This is a genomic window from Chryseobacterium sp. HNCC26DJ240, assembly GCF_057180485.1.
This window is the reverse complement of the sequence record NZ_JBXUGK010000003.1, coordinates 1-17,431: the sequence shown is the minus strand read 5'-3', so window position 1 is coordinate 17,431 and position 17,431 is coordinate 1. Positions and strand designations below refer to the sequence as shown.

The 17,431-nt window shown below is 36.5% G+C and carries 16 protein-coding genes; 6 read left to right on the top strand and 10 right to left on the bottom strand.

The window, feature by feature from the left end:
* Positions 1 to 161: 161 nt before the first annotated feature.
* Entirely contained in the window at positions 162 to 1,166 is a 1,005-nt protein-coding gene (locus tag AC2A1G_RS06120) for a hypothetical protein (protein ID WP_484046051.1), read from the top strand.
* Positions 1,167 to 1,369: 203 nt separating this feature from the next.
* Here AC2A1G_RS06120 and AC2A1G_RS06115 read toward each other — a convergent pair whose 3' ends face one another.
* The 8 genes from AC2A1G_RS06115 to AC2A1G_RS06080 form a co-directional block, all read right to left on the bottom strand.
* Positions 1,370 to 2,131 (bottom strand): sulfite exporter TauE/SafE family protein, encoded by a 762-nt coding sequence (locus AC2A1G_RS06115; protein WP_484046050.1) that lies wholly within the window; start codon positions 2,129 to 2,131, stop codon positions 1,370 to 1,372.
* Positions 2,122 to 2,574 carry a FixH family protein gene (locus AC2A1G_RS06110; RefSeq protein ID WP_484046049.1) on the bottom strand — a complete coding sequence of 151 codons (453 nt, stop codon included), beginning with the start codon at positions 2,572 to 2,574 and terminating at the stop codon, positions 2,122 to 2,124. Before AC2A1G_RS06110 ends, AC2A1G_RS06115 begins: the two co-directional genes overlap by 10 nt.
* A 9-nt stretch (positions 2,575 to 2,583) precedes the next feature.
* Complete coding sequence (gene ccoG / locus AC2A1G_RS06105) at positions 2,584 to 4,038, bottom strand: cytochrome c oxidase accessory protein CcoG (protein ID WP_484046048.1); 1,455 nt, start codon at positions 4,036 to 4,038, stop codon at positions 2,584 to 2,586.
* 103 nt (positions 4,039 to 4,141) lie between these two features.
* The gene (locus AC2A1G_RS06100) at positions 4,142 to 5,020 is read right to left on the bottom strand and encodes a c-type cytochrome (protein ID WP_484046047.1); all 879 of its coding nucleotides are present in this window, start codon (positions 5,018 to 5,020) and stop codon (positions 4,142 to 4,144) included.
* A 10-nt stretch (positions 5,021 to 5,030) separates the two neighbouring features.
* Positions 5,031 to 5,228, bottom strand: coding sequence for a cbb3-type cytochrome oxidase subunit 3 (locus AC2A1G_RS06095; protein WP_484046046.1), 198 nt, complete (start codon positions 5,226 to 5,228; stop codon positions 5,031 to 5,033).
* Positions 5,229 to 5,243: 15 nt separating this feature from the next.
* A complete protein-coding gene (gene ccoN / locus AC2A1G_RS06090) occupies positions 5,244 to 7,505 on the bottom strand; it encodes a cytochrome-c oxidase, cbb3-type subunit I (RefSeq protein ID WP_484046045.1) in 2,262 nt (753 codons plus the stop codon).
* A 5-nt stretch (positions 7,506 to 7,510) separates the two neighbouring features.
* Positions 7,511 to 7,732: a cbb3-type cytochrome oxidase assembly protein CcoS gene (ccoS, locus tag AC2A1G_RS06085; protein ID WP_484046044.1), complete on the bottom strand. Its 222-nt coding sequence runs from the start codon at positions 7,730 to 7,732 to the stop codon at positions 7,511 to 7,513.
* A gap of 108 nt (positions 7,733 to 7,840) precedes the next feature.
* The gene (locus tag AC2A1G_RS06080) at positions 7,841 to 10,216 is read right to left on the bottom strand and encodes a heavy metal translocating P-type ATPase (RefSeq protein WP_484046510.1); all 2,376 of its coding nucleotides are present in this window, start codon (positions 10,214 to 10,216) and stop codon (positions 7,841 to 7,843) included.
* Positions 10,217 to 10,306: 90 nt separating this feature from the next.
* On the opposite strand from AC2A1G_RS06080, the gene AC2A1G_RS06075 reads away from it, so the two are divergent.
* The 5 genes from AC2A1G_RS06075 (at position 10,307) to AC2A1G_RS06055 (ending at position 14,861) form a co-directional block, all read left to right on the top strand.
* On the top strand, positions 10,307 to 11,020 hold the full coding sequence (locus AC2A1G_RS06075; RefSeq protein WP_484046043.1) for a Crp/Fnr family transcriptional regulator: 714 nt from the start codon (positions 10,307 to 10,309) through the stop codon (positions 11,018 to 11,020).
* A gap of 60 nt (positions 11,021 to 11,080) precedes the next feature.
* A complete protein-coding gene (gene panB, locus AC2A1G_RS06070) occupies positions 11,081 to 11,896 on the top strand; it encodes a 3-methyl-2-oxobutanoate hydroxymethyltransferase (protein ID WP_484046042.1) in 816 nt (271 codons plus the stop codon).
* A complete protein-coding gene (locus AC2A1G_RS06065; protein WP_484046041.1) occupies positions 11,896 to 12,225 on the top strand; it encodes a hypothetical protein in 330 nt (109 codons plus the stop codon). Before panB ends, AC2A1G_RS06065 begins: the two co-directional genes overlap by 1 nt.
* Positions 12,226 to 12,230: 5 nt before the next feature.
* On the top strand, positions 12,231 to 12,911 hold the full coding sequence (locus AC2A1G_RS06060) for an RluA family pseudouridine synthase (protein ID WP_484046040.1): 681 nt from the start codon (positions 12,231 to 12,233) through the stop codon (positions 12,909 to 12,911).
* A gap of 120 nt (positions 12,912 to 13,031) precedes the next feature.
* Positions 13,032 to 14,861, top strand: coding sequence for a T9SS type A sorting domain-containing protein (locus AC2A1G_RS06055; RefSeq protein WP_484046039.1), 1,830 nt, complete (start codon positions 13,032 to 13,034; stop codon positions 14,859 to 14,861).
* 71 nt (positions 14,862 to 14,932) lie between these two features.
* Here the strand turns inward: AC2A1G_RS06055 and AC2A1G_RS06050 are convergent, their stop codons facing one another.
* Both AC2A1G_RS06050 and AC2A1G_RS06045 read right to left on the bottom strand, forming a co-directional pair.
* Complete coding sequence (locus AC2A1G_RS06050) at positions 14,933 to 17,080, bottom strand: outer membrane beta-barrel protein (protein ID WP_484046038.1); 2,148 nt, start codon at positions 17,078 to 17,080, stop codon at positions 14,933 to 14,935.
* A gap of 54 nt (positions 17,081 to 17,134) precedes the next feature.
* Positions 17,135 to 17,431, bottom strand: a 297-nt coding sequence (locus AC2A1G_RS06045; protein WP_484046037.1) for a DUF5694 domain-containing protein, incomplete at its 5' end; no start/stop codon positions are given.

Below are 17,431 nucleotides of genomic sequence, written 5' to 3'. Positions count from 1 at the left end.
AACATTTGTTTTAATTTAATACGAAACGTCTATTTTTACGGTATTAACCAAATCAACAGAACATTAAAAAAAATTCTTTACTCTTTTATTTTTCTGCACTATTTTGCGCAATGTCCTAAATTTTGCTTGGCAATTATTAATATTTTGGCTAAATGGTAATTATGAAAAATTTTAATTATTTGCTTTTAGTTTTATTTGCATGGTCTGTTCATGCTCAGAATTCTGTGAATAAACAATTACTCAAAGAGTGTAAGCAAAAATTTTCGAAGAAAAAATGCACATCAGACGAAGACAATGACAAAATTGTTTTCTATCTTGATGAGTGTCCAAACGAATTTGGAGTCGCTAAAAATAATGGATGTCCTGTTCGTGACGATGATCTTGATGGTATTGAAAATCAGTTTGACGATTGCCCTCAAGTTTCGGGATCTTCTGAAAACAGGGGCTGCCCATGGCCAGATACTGATAACGATGGTATATTGGATAAGGATGATGAGTACCCTTTAATTCCATCAAATTGTGATGTAATATATGCTGAAAGAAAAAAACAGGTTGAAGATTTTAAAAAAAACTATGTGGACATTCCCTTCGAAGAGTCTGCTATGAAAAAGATAATTGACCTTGTGGAAAACAAACATATTTTAACTGAAAGCATAGCAATTGTTCTTTATGAGTACGGTGTTGGGTCAAATGATCACGGACCCTGTCCCAAATTTTTCTCAAATGAAAAAAGATTATTTATCTATCAAAAAACATGGACATTAGAATCCTTGCAATATTTGCAGAAAAGATTAAACAAGAACATTTTCTTTCTCATTAAAGGCCCCTGGAATACTTCTGGATTTTTAACAGATCAACATTTTACAGAAGGTTTCTATAGTGATAAGAATTTTTTAAAATTTGATTTTATCCGTCAATTCCCAAAGACAAGAATCAATAATGATGATGTTTACTACGTGGCAAAAAACAATTCAATCGTTCAATCTACTTTTTTAGAAGATGATATAGCATTACTTAATGTAAGTGCCAATGGATATCAGGCTACTGACACGAAAAATATTTCTCACGTAATTAAAATTTACGAATCAGTTGACGGGAAATTAGTGCTAAAATTTTATGAATGGAGGGTGAAAGATGGGTATATTAAAGAACGGTATCCAAAATAAAAGTTTTAAAAAATATTCAAAATAGCCAACGTTTCGTGAAGTCTTTTGACTTTTAGCAAAATATAGACATAATAGCAGTAAGGCGAATGATAAACTATTTAAGGAGTAGCGTAATGTGTTCAACAGACTGCTTTCCCGAAGTGTCGGGACAGGCTGTCGTTTCTCCTCGCAATGACAGCTCAAGACTACTTGCTGTAACGGTTTTAATGACAGGTCGCCGGGTTATGTTTATGATTCGGGTCTGTATTGTGGCAATTGATGTCGTGTCCCGGAGATACTTTCATAGCTTCTGAAGCGGGGGAGATGTAGGGAATTCCGAGCTCGAGGCCTCTGAGAATAAATAATCCTCCCAAAACAATCATCACAACAGGTATCAGTTTTAAAACTTTAATTCTAAAACTTTGATTCATTAAATTTCCGACTAAAACTACGGTGAACATGAAAGGTAAAGTTCCCAGTCCAAAAATTGCCATAAAGGTGGCGCTTTGCCAGATTCCGCCGCTTGCTAAACTTGCTGTGAGTGCCATGTAGACCATTCCGCAGGGAAGAAATCCGTTGAGGATGCCAGTTGTAAATCTTGAGCGGTAATCTGCTTTCTGAAGGAGTTTTCCTAAGTTGGATTTTACTTTAAATAAAAACTTAGAAATAAAAGGAAGCCTTGAGGCAAAATCTTTTCCTCCAAAAGAAAATAATGCCATGATGATAAGAAAAATGCCAACCCCGATGGTAAGATATTGCTGAAATCCTGCAAACTGAAATCCTTCGCCTATAATTCCGAGTAAGGCTCCTAAAAGAGAGTAGGTAAAGATTCTTCCAAACTGATAGGTAAGATTCTGAAGATAATAATTGGTTGCCTGTTTTTTGGTTAAACCCATCGACAAGGCAATTGGCCCACACATACCGATGCAGTGAAATCCCGATGCAAAACCGAGCCCCAAAGCGGATATGATGAGTGCTATTTCCATGCTAGATCGTAATCGATTCTGTATTCTGTATTGTTTTTTACCCAGGTTAAACGGAGGGTATAACTTCCTACTTTCAAAAGTTTTGCTGGGATTGTAAATGATTTATTATCATCCAGTATTGCATCTTTTTTAACGTCGAGATTCTGGTCATCGGTTCTGTTCAGGACGTATTTTATTTTTGCATTTCCGTTGTTGTAATCTGCAGGAAATTTGATGCTGATTCCGTCTGAATTTTGACTGTAAACAGGTTTGTTGACCAGTTTATCTGCTCTGCCTTTGGCGTCAATCACTTCCTGATATTTCAGTTCTTCTTCATAATAGTTGTCTGATACCATTTCAGAATTTTGCTGCCCGTTCGGAAAAAGAAACAGCATGGAAAGGATAAAAATTATAAAAGCCGCAAGTGCTATGAAGACGCCATGTCCCCAGCTTAGATTTTTCATTTTAGATTTTTAAAATTGTAATTTAAAAGGTCCTTCGAAATAGGTTTGATAAGAATCGATTAATTTTCCTTTCATATCATAAACGCCAATGGTGATGTTCTGTTTTGAAAGTTTCATTTCGTTTTCCGGGAAACTGATGTTAACGGTTCCTTTAGAAATTTTATCTCTTTCGACCGTTATTTTGCTTGACACGCTGTAATTTACTTCGGCATGTGCCGGGGAAATTACTTTGATGGTCACAATTTTTTTATCGTTTGTCTTATTGAGGAAAGTATAATTGTAGGTATTGCTGATCTTGCCGTCTCTTACAAAATAGGTACTTCCAGCTGGCTTAATGAATTTTGCTTCCATCTCACCACGGTTGTATAAAAGAAACCCTAGAAATCCTACCAAAAGTACGAGTACTACTGCAAAACCTTTCATTCTGCCGGTAAATTTAAATTCGGTATTATTTTCGATTTCATTTTCAGAAGCATAACGGATGAGCCCTTTGGGGAGTCCGACTTTTTCCATTACCTCGTCGCAGGCATCGATACACGCAGTACAATTTACGCATTCCAACTGCTGTCCGTCACGGATGTCGATTCCCGTTGGGCAAACGACTACGCACTGATGACAATCGATACAGTCACCTTTTCCGGCTGCCTTACGGTCTTCACCTTTTCTCCATGAAGAACGGTTTTCACCTCTTTTAAAATCATAGAAAACGTTAATGGTATCTTTATCTATTAAGACTCCCTGCAATCTTCCGTAAGGACATACCAAAGTACAAACCTGCTCTCTGAACCATGCAAATACGAAATAAAACGCTGCAGTAAAGAGAATCATTACGACAAAGTTCGTAAGATTGGCAAATGGCCCTTGTGATACGATATTTAAAACCTCTTCATAACCGACGATGTACATGAACATGATGTGCGTGATGATCAGAGAAATAACAATGTAAACAGACCATTTCAGGCTTCGCTTCATAATTTTCTCATTGTTCCATTCCTGTCTGTCGAGTTTCATCTGCTTGTTTCTGTCTCCTTCAATCCAGTATTCAATTTTACGGAAAACCGATTCCATAAAAATTGTCTGAGGGCAAATCCACCCGCAGAAAATTCTTCCGAATGCAATCGTAAAAATGATAATGAAAATAAGAGAGACAATAGCGCCAAGCGTAAGAATGAAGAAATCCTGAGGGAAAAATGGCTGACCAACGATGTAGAATTCTCTGTCGATTACATTAAAGAGGAAAAAAGGATTTCCGTTGATTTTAATAAATGGAACTGTAAAATAAATAATAAGCAACAGATAGCTTACGATATCTCTGTAATTGGTATATCTGCCTTTTGGTTTTCGCGGAAAGACCCATTTTCTTTTTCCAGACCGCTCCATCGTTCCTATGGAATCTCTGTAAGTTTCAGGATCTACTACCTGACCCTGGCCGCCGCGTACGTCTAAATCTTCTGTGTCTGACATTTGCTTTGTATTTAAAAAAAGAAAAACATAATTTGTTATTTGATTTAAGATTTTAAATTAATAACAAATTATGTTTCATTTTATATTTTTCAGTTAATTACTTCTACTTCTTTTCCCATTTAGCCTCATCCCCGTATGGTGGTGCACCACCTTCTGCAGGCGTGATTGGCTTTTTCATCTGGTTGATAGAGTAAACATAAGCTGCAACATTCTGAATATCGTTTCCTGTAAGAACACCGTTTTTACCCCAAGCCTGCATTGCAGTACCTGTAACCCCGTTTTCTACTACGTGGAATACGTTTTTGAATAATGTTTTTTCAGGCTGATTGTGCCAGAAGTTATCCGTTAGGTTTGGTCCAATTCCTCCTTTACCACCTTCTGAGTGACAAGATACACAGTTGGTTTTGAAAACCTCTTCACCAGCAGCGATATTGTCTTCAGAAAATTCTGCACTTTCAATAGTAACAGGTGGCTGTTCTTTCATATAAGCAGCAACGCTTGCTTCCTGCTCTCTGTATTCTTTCTCGTATTCTTTCAGCGGGCTTGCAAAATCTGTGAATGCATACGCTGAAATGTAAAGAATCATAAATGCTGTTCCGAAGTAGAATAAACCTACCCACCATTTTGGTAAAGCATTGTCGAGCTCCATAATTCCGTCGAAGCCATGGTCGATCAAAATATCTTTCTCGTGAGAATCAGACTGCTTCTTGAAAGCCGCAGCATATAATCTTGTGAAATAAGGAACTTTTTTCTCAGCAAGGTAAGCCGCTTTTTCTTCGTCTGAAAGTTTTTTAAACTTATTGTTTTCTACCAAATCACCAATTGCACTGTGAATGTAAGCCATGATAGCTCCAATCACTACAGTGCCCCAAAAATAAGGTGACTTTAAGAAAGCATAACTCTGAACGAACAGATAATAGAAAATAATAAGCAGGCCGATTATTATAGCAATATTTACAAAAACTGGCGTTCTTTGTTTCATAATAAATTGTTTAATTTTTTAAATTAAAATCCTCTTCGTCATCCTCAAGCGGTGCATGCTCTTCTTCTCTGTAGTATTTTTTAGGCTTACTGAAAACGTAAATAATCAGAGAGACAAAAAACAGAATAAAAAGGATCAAAGCCAATGTCTGGTAAAGCCCCACGTTGTCCGTGTTGGATAAGATGTCTTTAAAATTCTGAGGAATCATCTTTAATTTTAATGTTTAGTTATTACTTGCTGTTTTTACTTCTGTCGTTTTAATATCTGTACCCAATCTCTGTAGATAAGAAATTAAAGCAATGATTTCTTTTTTCTCAAGCTCACCTTTAGGTCTTTTTGCGTAGGCATCCTTCAAATCCGGAGCTTCCACAAAGATGTCGCTAACGATTTTAGCTGCCTGGTTGTCTGCCCATTTATCCGCAGAGTCAATCTGACCTTTCGTGTAAGGAACATCGTAAGTACCTTTCATAAATTTGATTTTATCAATCATTTTAGATCTGTCTAAATTGTTTGAAATCAACCAAGGGTAACGAGGCATGATAGAACCTGCTGATGTAGATCTTGGGTTGTACATGTGTTTGTAATGCCAAGAACTTGGGTTTTTACCACCTTCTCTATGCAAATCCGGTCCGGTTCTTTTTGATCCCCAAAGGAATGGTCTGTCGTAAACAAATTCCCCTGCTTTAGAGTACTGTCCGTTTTTACCGTTGAATCTTACAATCTCATCTCTGAATGGTCTTACCATTTGAGAGTGACAGGCGTTACAACCTTCACGGATGTACAAGTCTCTACCTTCTAATTCTAATGGTGAATATGGTTTCACCGCAGAAATTGTAGGTACACTTTTCTTAAGTGAAAGGGTAGGGATAATTTCTATCATACTTCCTATTGAGATGGTAAGCAATGATAATACCGTTAGCAACATCGGCATTCTTTCCAACCAAAGGTGGAAACCTTCTCCTTCTTTTCTTTTGTTGCTGATATTTGCCAAAGCCGGAGCTTCTGCAGGAACTTCTTTTTGGAATGATCCTTTTCTGATTGTCATGTAAACATTCACAACCATCAATAAACCTCCTGAAAGATAGAATAAACCTCCTAAGAATCTTAATTTGTAGTAAGGAATAATTGCAGTAACAGTATCTAACCAGTTTTTCCACAATAAAGTTCCGTCTGGGTTAAATTGTTTCCACATCAAACCTTGTGTAAATCCTGCGATATACATTGGTACAGCGTAGAAAATAATACCCAAAGTACCTAACCAGAAATGCCAGTTGGCTAATTTCACAGAGAACATTTTAGTTCTCCAAAGGATTGGTACCAAATAATAGATTACACCGAATGCCATGAAACCATTCCATCCTAATGCACCTAAGTGAACGTGACCAATTACCCAGTCGGTAAAGTGACCGATTTTGTTGATGTTTTTTGTTGCCAATAAAGGCCCTTCGAAAGTTGCCATACCATAACAGGTAACTGCCACTACGAAGAATTTCAAAATAGGATTTTCTCTTACTTTATCCCAAGCTCCTCTCAATGTAAGAAGCCCGTTCAGCATTCCTCCCCAAGATGGTGCAATAAGCATGATTGAGAAGCCAGTTCCCACTGCCTGAGCCCAAGCCGGTAATGCTGTATACTGAAGGTGGTGAGGACCAGCCCAGATATATACGAAAATTAATGACCAGAAGTGAATAATCGAAAGTTTATACGAGAATACAGGTCTGTCTGCAGCTTTTGGTAAGAAATAATACATCAAACCTAAAACCGGAGTTGTCAATACGAATGCAACCGCATTGTGACCATACCACCACTGAACGATAGCATCTTTTACCCCAGCGTAAGCTGAATAAGATTTCCATCCTGAGAATGATAAAGGTACTTCAAGGTTGTTGAAGATGTGAAGCATCGCTACCGCTACCCAAGTTCCTAAATAGAACCAAATAGCTACATAAAGGTGTCTTACTCTTCTCTTTTTGATGGTAAGAATCATGTTTACCCCGAAGATAATCCATGAAATTGCAATTAATATGTCGATTGGCCACTCGTGCTCAGCATATTCTTTTGAAGTATTGATCCCCATAAAGAACGTTACAAACGTAGCAACGATCATAAACTGCCATGTCCAGAAATGAATCCAAGAAAGCGTATCGCTATACATTCTTGTTTTTAATAATCTCTGTGTAGAGTAATACACCCCTACGTAAACAATGTTACAAACAAAGGCAAAGATTACCGTGGTGGTGTGTAGCATTCTAATTCTACCAAACCCTAAGGCTCCATTGGTATTAATCAACCCCTGAATGTTCCCTGATGCCAGACTGTTGATGGTTGTATCATCAGTACCAAACAAAAACTCAGGAAGCTCGGGATAGAAAAGCATCAATGCTGCCGTCAAACCAAACGTAAAACCGATAATTCCAAAAACTATGGTTGCGTAAAGGAATGCACGAACAATACTGTTGTCATAACTAAACTTTTGTGTCTCCATATTAACTATTCACTTTTATCTTCAAATTTATTTTTATCTCCGTCTTCTTTTTTATTTTTTTCCTGTGTTTCCTTTTTGTCCTTTATTTCACCGGAGTCAAAAAGTATTCTCACAGCGGGAGATTCATCGTCCTCAAACTGTCCTTTTCTGGCATTTACAATGAAGATTACCAGGAAAACTGCAGCCAAAGAAACACTGCAAAGGATCATTAAATATAAAATATCCATTTGCTACAAAATTAACCCTTTTTCGGGGTTCAAATTTAAGGAAAAATAATGAGAATTATCACGAAATACGGGGTTTCGCTAATTTAAAACCAATCTAAATAAGCCTGTTTAAGCCTGTTTTTGGAAATGTTTCCTGCCCAGAATCCAGGTTGAAATTGTTGTAAATGAAATCACCGTAATCGAACTTGCCGGCATAATTAAAGCAGCAAAAAGCGGACTCATATTTCCGGTTACAGCAAACGTTAAACCGACAACATTGTACAAAAAGCTGATAAGGAAAGTCAGTTTTACAATCGTAATTGATCCTTTGCAGACTTGAAGATAGTTATCTAATTGAGAAACTTTTTCACCATTCATAATGACATCGGAAGAGGGTGTAAAGCTGTTGCTGTCGTCAGAAATCGCAATTCCCACGTTGCTTTGTTTTAAAGCTCCGGCGTCGTTTAATCCGTCGCCCAACATGATTACTTTCAAGCCCTGATCCTGGAGATTTTTAATGTAATTCAATTTGTCTTCCGGATTTTGATTGAAAGCCATCGAACTGTAATTCGGGATGATTTCCTGAAGCTGATTTTCCTCGGAAGAATTGTCTCCGCTCAGAATAAAAATCTTATAACTTGTAAGTTTTTTAAAGAGATTTTTAAGGTTTTCACGGTATTCATTTTTAAAAATAAATTTTCCGATAAACTGATTATTTTTGCTGATGTAAACTGCTGTTTCAAGATTTTTAGATTCCTGATGATTGTATTTTGCAGAACCGATTTTGTAAATATTACTTCTTACGCTTGCTTCATAACCTTTACCTGAAATTTCTTCAAAATTGTCTACCGGGAAATAATCATCCTTAACTTCTAAGAATTCATATAAAGATTTTGAAAGCGGATGATTTGAATTTTTAACCAAACTTTTAATATTCAATAAATCAAATTCCGGAATTTCAGAACCTTCGTATTTGATATTTGATTTTTTTCTGTGCGTAATGGTTCCGGTTTTATCAAAAACTAAAGTGTTGACTTTCGCAATTTTCTCAATCGTTAAGGTGTCTTTTACGTAGAATTTATTTCTGCCTAAAATTCTCATAATGTGACCAAAAGTAAACGGAGAAGACAAGGCTAAGGCACACGGGCAGGCAATAATTAAAACTGCTGAAATCACCTGAAACATGGTTTCCAAATCAATGAAATACCAATAAATTCCGGCCACTAGTGCAATTCCTAAAATAATGAAAGTGAAATATTTACTGATGTTATTAATTAAAGTATCAAGTCCGGTTTCGTGTTTTTTGAAGGCTTCTTTGTTCCAAAGTTGGGTAAGGTAACTTTGATCAACGTTTTTAATCACTTCAAGTTCAAGGGAAGAACCGATCTGTTTTCCTCCGGCAAAAATTTTGTCGCCAGGATTTTTTGAAATGCTTTCACTTTCTCCAGTGATAAAACTGTTGTCTATATTTCCGTTTCCGCTGATTAAAATTGCATCAACCGGAATAATTTCCTGATTTCTTACTAAAATTCTGTCACCGATTTTAATTTCAGAAAGTAAAATATTTTCCTGTTTTCCATTAAAATCAACTTTGGTTACCGCAATCGGGTAGAAAGATTTATAATCTCTGTCATAGGAAAGCGAGCTGTAGGTTCTTTTCTGGAAGATTTTACCTAAAAGCATAAAGAATAACAATCCGCACAAGGTGTCGAAATATCCCGGTCCGTAATCGGTTGCTACTTCATAAATACTTCTTCCAAATAAAACAAAAATCCCCAAGACAATCGGAACATCAATATTAACGATTTTGTTTTTTAAACCATACCAAGCTGATTTGTAATAATCTGAAGCGGAATAAAATACCACAGGAACGGAAAGCAGGAACATAAGAAACCTGAATAATCCTTTGTAATGCTCCATCCAGTAATCTTCACCTCCGATGTACTCCGGAAAGGCTAAAAACATTCCGTTTCCAAAAGCAAATCCGGCAATGGCAAGTTTTACCAATAAAGATTTGTCTAAATGATCTTCATTTTTTTCGGCAGTTTCGAGATTGATAGCGGGTTTATATCCAAGATTGGTTAAAAATTTAGCTAAATCACTTAATTTTAATTCGTTATGATTGAATGAAACCTGTAAAGTTTTTCTTGTAAAGTTGACCTGAGAATAATGAATGTCTTTATTGAGGGTATGAAGACTTTCCAGAAGCCAGATGCACGATGAGCAGTGAATAACAGGAATTCTGAAAGTGACAAGGCTCGTATTTCCTTCAGAAAAATCGGCAACACGGTCAAAAATTTCAGGGGTATCGAGATAATCAAACTGAGATGAATTTTCATCGGGTCTAATTCCTGCTTTTTTGTTGAGTTCGTAAAAATTACCGAGATTATTGGTGTTCAGAATTTCAAAAACAGACTTACATCCTGCACAGCAAAAGAGCTTTTCATCAAATAAAATACGCTCTTTTTCTATCTCCTGATCACAATGAAAACAGTTCTCGCTCACCTTCATAAATTATTGGCTTACAAAATTATAACAATTTTTTTTGTTTATCGAGTTAAAATGTTCTATTTTTGTGATAAATGTCATATTAGAATGTCGCAGGAACAACAAGTTGCCATTGAAGAAAGATTCGCAAAAATATTTAATGATATATCTTTTAAAGAAAGGCTTTCATCACAGGATTACGAAAGATATTTTAACGCTAAAAAGAAAGTAACTTTTCAGAAACACGATATCATTTTTGAAGATGGAGAAATCCCGAAAGGTATCTTCGTGATTGAAAGTGGTGCAGCAAAATTATCAAAATCCGGAGCTTTTGGGAAAGATCAGATTTTAAGATTTATAAAAGAAGGTGACCTTATTGGCTACCGTGCTTTGCTTTGCGGGGAAAATTTTCAGGCAAAAGCAGAAGCAATGACTGATATTGAATGTACTTTTTTGCCGTCTGATGTTTTTATGCATCTTTTGGAGGTAGATTCTCAGCTGTCTTTTGTAATGCTGCAAAAAATTTCTTACGAATTGGGAGAGTCTTCCAATACCATTACTTTTCTTGCTCAAAAAACGGTGAGAGAAAGACTTGCGGAGATTTTAATTTTGCTTGAACAAAAATTGGGCACAGATCCTGAAGGTTTTATTAAAATATCTTTAACGAGAGAAGAAATTGCCAACATCATCGGTACTGCAACAGAAAGTGCCATCAGATTGATTTCTGAATTTAAAGGAGATCAACTGATAGAAGTAGATGGCAGAAACATCAAGATTCTCAACCATGATAAACTCATGAAACTCGGTCACGTAGTTTTATAGAAAATACCTAATACAAGTCGGCTTTAGCCGACTTTTTAACTTTAAATAATCACACCAATTATGTCTGTTCATTCTGAAATCAAAAGAGTTACAACGGAAACCTTGCGAAAAATGAAATTCGATAAGGAGAAAATTACCATGCTTACTGCCTACGATTTTACCACTGCGAAAATGGTAGATGCCGGAGGAGTAGATACCATCCTTATTGGCGACTCGGCAGCAAATGTGATGGCGGGTTTTGAAACTACGCTTCCTATTACTTTAGATCACATGATTTATCATACTCAAAGTGTGGTGAGAGGGGTGGAAAGAGCTTTGGTTATAGCAGATCTACCTTTCGGAACTTATCAGAGTAATCCTGATCTTGCTTTGGAATCTGCCGTAAGAATGATGAAAGAGGGTGGTGCTCATGCCATAAAAATAGAAGGCGGAAAAGAAATTTCAAAATCTATAAAAAAGATTATCAATGCCGGAATTCCTATTATGGGACATTTAGGATTGACGCCACAGTCGATTTATCAATTCGGAACTTATAAAGTAAGAGCGAAAGAAGAAGCTGAGGCTGAAAAATTAATTAATGATGCTAAATTATTGGAAGAATTAGGCTGTTTTGGGGTGGTTTTAGAAAAAATCCCTGCAGATTTGGCAAAAAAAGTGACGGAAAGTATTTCAATTCCAACTATCGGAATTGGGGCTGGTCCTCATTGCGACGGACAGGTTTTGGTCTACCATGATATGGTTGGTATGAATAAAGGTTTTTCTCCTAAATTTTTGAGAAGATATTTAGATTTATATACTGAAATTACCGGCGCAGTTTCACAATACGTAAAAGATGTGAAGTCGGCTGATTTTCCTAATCAAAATGAAAGTTATTAATGAGAGGTAATAATCTTCAGACGGCTCAGGGAGTTTTGTCTATTGTCGCTTTACTTTGCCTTGTAGTAGGCTGGTTTCATATTTTCCCTGAAAATATCAATCTTTTTCTTTCCAAAAGACTTTTCTACGTTTTGGTAGGGATCAGTTTTATTCTACAGGCACCTTCTGTGGGCAACAGAAATTTTGTTTATCCAATGTATGCGGCGGCAGGCTTATGTATTGTTGGTGCGTTTTTGCCTTATGACTCGTCTTTCAATTATATCAAAACAATAGGTTTGCTGGCAGGAATTGTCATTAGTTTTTCAAACAGGTCATATCAGGGAAGATAGTTTTTATGGAAGAGCAAATTGTTTATGAAGACAACCATCTTTTAGTTATCAATAAAAAAGTGGGACAGCTTGTTCAAGGCGATAGAACAGGTGATTTGTCTTTATTGGAACTCATAAAAGATTTTATAAAAAAAAGAGATAACAAACCCGGAAATGTTTTTCTGGGTTTGGTGCATCGTATTGACAGACCAACTTCAGGTTTGGTCATTTATGCCAAAACTTCAAAAGCTTTGTCAAGATTGACTCAGATGGTTAAAAACCGCGAGGTAAAAAAGACCTATTGGGCAGTTGTAGCGAAAGAGATGATTCCGAAAAGCCAAAGATTGGTGCATTATTTACAGAAAAACGAGAAAAGTAATAAAGCCATCGTTTATCCTAAAGCTACAGATGGAGCTAAAGAAGCAATTTTGACTTACAATATTATTAAAACTCTAGATAACTATCTTCTTCTGGAAATTGATTTGGAAACAGGAAGACATCATCAAATTCGTGCACAATTATCCAAAACCGGAGTTCCCATCAAAGGGGATTTAAAATACGGAGCGCCACGTTCCAATCCCGATGGAGGAATAAATCTTCATGCAAGAAAATTAAATTTTATCCATCCTGTTACCAAAGAAGATGTAGAAATTGTTGCTCCAGTTCCGCAGAATGACGCAATTTGGCGGGCTTGTGAAGAAATGTAATATTTATTTCCGGAAGTTCTTTTTATTGTTTTTTATTCAATAAAACAATTTGATGTTTGAAATCATGATGTTTTATTAAGATTTTTTATTATATTAGTGACAATCTAAAAACCACTATTTATGAAAAATCTATATCTTTTGTTAAGTAAGAGACTTCTTATTCTTACCCCTTTGTTTTCGGCCTTTATTCTGTTGTCGGGCTTAAAGATTTCGGCACAGGTAAATGCTTATAGTTTTACACAGTCTTCAGGAACATACACGCCGATTACAGGTGCTATTTTGGGCGCAGCAACAGGAAATACGAGTGCTACAAATTTAAACAGCAATGTGTATGCTCTTTCCCTGCCTTACAATTTTATTTTTAATGGTGTTTCTTACAACTCAGTAAATATTTCTTCAAACGGATTTATCACTTTTGGAGCGACAGCTCCTGGTACAACTGTAACTTCTCCTATAAGCAGCACAACAGCTTATGATGGAGCAGTTTCTGCATTCGGTAGAGATATTAGCAGTGTATATGATGCAAATGGTGTAACTGGAAATATCAGTTGGGAAGTCGTTGGCACAACACCTAATAGTGAAATTGTGATTCAATGGAAAGATTTCAGACCAGCAAGCTCAACTTCTACAACTGCGGTTTATACTTTTTCTTTCCAGATCAGGCTACAGGAAACGACTAATAAAATTTCGGTAGTTTATTCTGCAGGTTCAGATGTCGTAGGAACAACTTCTTCTTCTTCAACTGCACAAATAGGCTTAAGAGGAACAAGTGTTGCAGATTTTAATAACAGATTGAATGCTTCAACATTAAATTTCGGAAGTTCTACAACCGGAACTGCCAACAGCAGCACCCAATCTTATAGCACCGTAAATGCTGTTCCGGGAATGCCTGCTTCAGGATTAACATATGTTTGGACGCCACCGACTTGTTGGACACCTTTAACAGTAACCGTAAACGGAATTACCACAAGCTCAGCTACTGTCAACTGGACTGCCCCTGCAATCGCACCAGGAAGCTATGATGTTTACTATTCTACTTCAAATACAGCTCCTACCTCTGCAACAACGCCAGATCAAACTGGGATTACAGCTCTTACAACATCAATAGGACCTTTGCAGCCTTCTACAAATTATTATGTTTGGGTACGATCTTCTTGTGGGTCTGCAGATAAAAGTAGCTGGACAGCGGTTACTAATTTTGCAACACAATGCAACCCACTTCCTGGATCTTATTTTGAAGATTTTGAAAGCTACCCTGGTGTAACAAATGGTGCTTCGGGCGGTGTATTGCCATTATGCTGGAATAATCTTGGCACTGCTCAAGGTGGTCATGTTTCCAGTAGTGCTTCTTCTGTTGTCTCAGGAACTAAAGGCTTGTATCTGTGGACATCAGGAACTACATATGTAGCATACGTGGCGCTTCCTGCAATGAGCACTTTGCAATCAGGAAATTACAAACTTAAATTTGATGCCAAAGCTTCGGTTACAGCAAACGGAATTCTACAAATTGGATACTTAGATACTGCGAACGCATTTGTTCAGCTTACAACATTCAGTGTGCCAACGGCAGGAACGGTTTATCCTTTTTCATTTGATATTCCTGCGCTACCTGCGGGAGTTACCCAGTTAGCATTAAAAAATCCGGGAACTCCGGCAAACAGTTTGTCGATTGATAATCTTTCCTATGAATTGCAAATCTTATCAACTTCTGAAGTGGCAGCGAAAAAAGGATTGAAAATTTATCCAAATCCGTTCAGTGATGTTGTTACTATTGATAAGGTGACAGATGTAAAATCAGCTTCGGTGATTGATGTTTCAGGAAGAACCCTGAAAACATTTAAGGAAGTATCTTCATCTCTTAATTTATCAGATTTAAAAGAAGGAATGTATATTCTTGTTTTAGATCATAAAGATAAAACGAGAACGACACACAAGATAATCAAAAAATAATTTTGAATTGATATCAACCAAAAGACCGAAGCATCACTTCGGTCTTTTTTTAGTTTAAATATTTAATCAAGTTACTGCCCCTGCTGCAAAATTCCACCATTGCTTTCGCCTTGGTTGGTAGATTTGATCATATTCGGATCTTCTTTTGCCAGCTTGTTTTTGGTAGGTATTTTATAATTTACTGAAATCCCAAAACTGCGGCTGTCAAATTTATTGGAAGTGAAAACAGTGCCTCCTACAGAACGGGCAAGAATGACACTTTTATTTTGGTTAAAAATATCCCGTGCATAAAGAGAAAGATTAAGTCTGTCACTCATAAATTTCTTTGAAACTGTGAGATCGAATGCGTTATTCAGCGGTTTGTCGATTTCAAAATAATAGAAATTTCCTCTCGGCGTAAGAATGTTATAGTTTGCCTGAAGTCTGATGTCCTTAGGTAAAATAAACTGTCCCATCACACTGTACACCCAAAAACCTTTGGTCTTGATATCGGGTATTTCCTGAATTTGATATCCTGCATATAGATAAAGAAGATTCATTTTATCAGGATTAACATCAAATTTCATCAGCTCGCTGAACGGTTTTGTAAACAACATAAAAGGAATTGGCATCCCGAAGTTGAAACTGTGCGTTCTCAAACTGTTGACCTGTACCTGCTCATTGCTGATCAAGTTATTGTTTCGGGTAATTCTCTGCACAATCTGATCTTTCACCCAACTCGTGTTGTAGCTGATAAATGCATAATCGAAAGCACTGATCTTAAATTCTGCATTATCATAAATCGTTGGCTGAAGATTCGGGTTACCTGTAGATGTTACAACGCTTGTTCCCAAAGTGGTGTTGTTTGGGTTTAAGACAGAAATACTCGGTAACGTAATTTTTTTGTTGTAATTAAGATTTGCAAAAAGCTGCTTCATCAAATTATACTGAATGCTTGCATTCGGGAAAACCTTAAACTTTTTAAATGGAATTAAATCTTTCTGTACTAATGCTCCAGTGTTGTCAGTGGCTCTCGTAATTCCCGTAATGTCGTAATTTTCAGCTCTTGCTCCAGCTATGAAATCAAACTTTTTTAAGGTTGCCTGAAATTCCAGATATCCTGCAAAAGTCTGTCTTGTATAATCAAGATTTACCGTGCTTCTGTTTAAAGCCTGAAAATCCTGCTGGTCATAAAGTCCACCAAAGCTTACTTTTCCTTCGTCAAGAATTTTAAGCGGTTGCGAATAATCTACTTTAAAATTGTATAGGTTAAATTTCGAAGAGTTTTCAAGATCAAAAAACTGCAGATTGTTTGCATTTCTTTGGTTGAATTCAGAATCGCTGTTGTTGTAAGTAAATTTGAAGTCTAATTTTTTGTTTTTATCATCAAATTTTTTCTGATAGGTTGCCGAAACTTCCTGTCTTAAACCTTCAGAATCGCTTAAATAATCAGTAGTAGTTGTTCCATTAAGGAATACATCTGTGGTGATGTCAGAATTATTATTGTTGTGGCTCACGTCATAATTGACCAATAATCTGTCCTTTCCAAGCTCAAATGTAAAAGCAGAATTTATATAATACGTTCTTCCCACAGAGTTTGAATGATTTTTCGTTAAAACATCAAACTGAGAATCAGAAAGACTTTCACGGTAATACTGACCCAGATTTACCTGCCATCCAAACCATTTATTTCTTGAATTTAACGCAATTGAATTGTTAAATCTGCTTCTGTATCTGTCGTAATTAGAAAAACGATATCCACCGTTGTAGACTGCAGTAAGGTAGTTTTTTGCAGATTTGCTGGTGATAATATTCATAATTGCGCCCCCAGAAGTTGCCGGAAATTCTGCTCCAGGTTGCGTAATCACCTCGATTCTGTCTACGGAGTTTGCGGGCATTCCTTCAAGAAAAGCAGTCAATTCGTTGCTTGAAATATTCAGAGGTCTGCCATCCATATACACTTCAAGAGGTTTTCCCTGATACATCATTCCCACCATTTCGGAAGCGACAAGACCGGGAAGTTTTTTCACACCTTCCATTACTGATCCGTTGTTGAGATGTGCCTGTTCGGAAAAGTCAAAAATCGTACGGTCGGCTTTCTGCTCGATTGCTTTTTTGGTTTTTGTAATCGTGACACCTTCAATCTGCTTCTCTTTTTCTTTTGGAGTTTCATCAGGTTTTTCCTGTGCGAATGCAAAAATACTTCCTAAAAATGAGAGGGTAATAAGCGTTTTTTTCATGGATTGTTTTCTAATACTTTGTTAGACGCAGTTTTTTGGGAATTGTTACAGAGATTACTGTAGATATTTGAAAACATTTTCGACCTTGTATTTTGGACTGCGATTTAAAAAATCATTAAAAAATGCGGTGTGTGTACCTCCCATTAAAATAAAAATTCTGTCATCTTTTGTTACCGGAATTTGATTTAAATTAGAAAACATAACCAGATTTCTATGATAAAATTTTGCTGCTTCGTCGGCGCCTTCAGATTTTCCTTTTGTGGAAACATATGTAAGCATGTCTGCGTTGATATTAATTAAACTCTCCAAATATTGTGGATGATTATTGAGTTTAAACAAATCAGAAAAAGG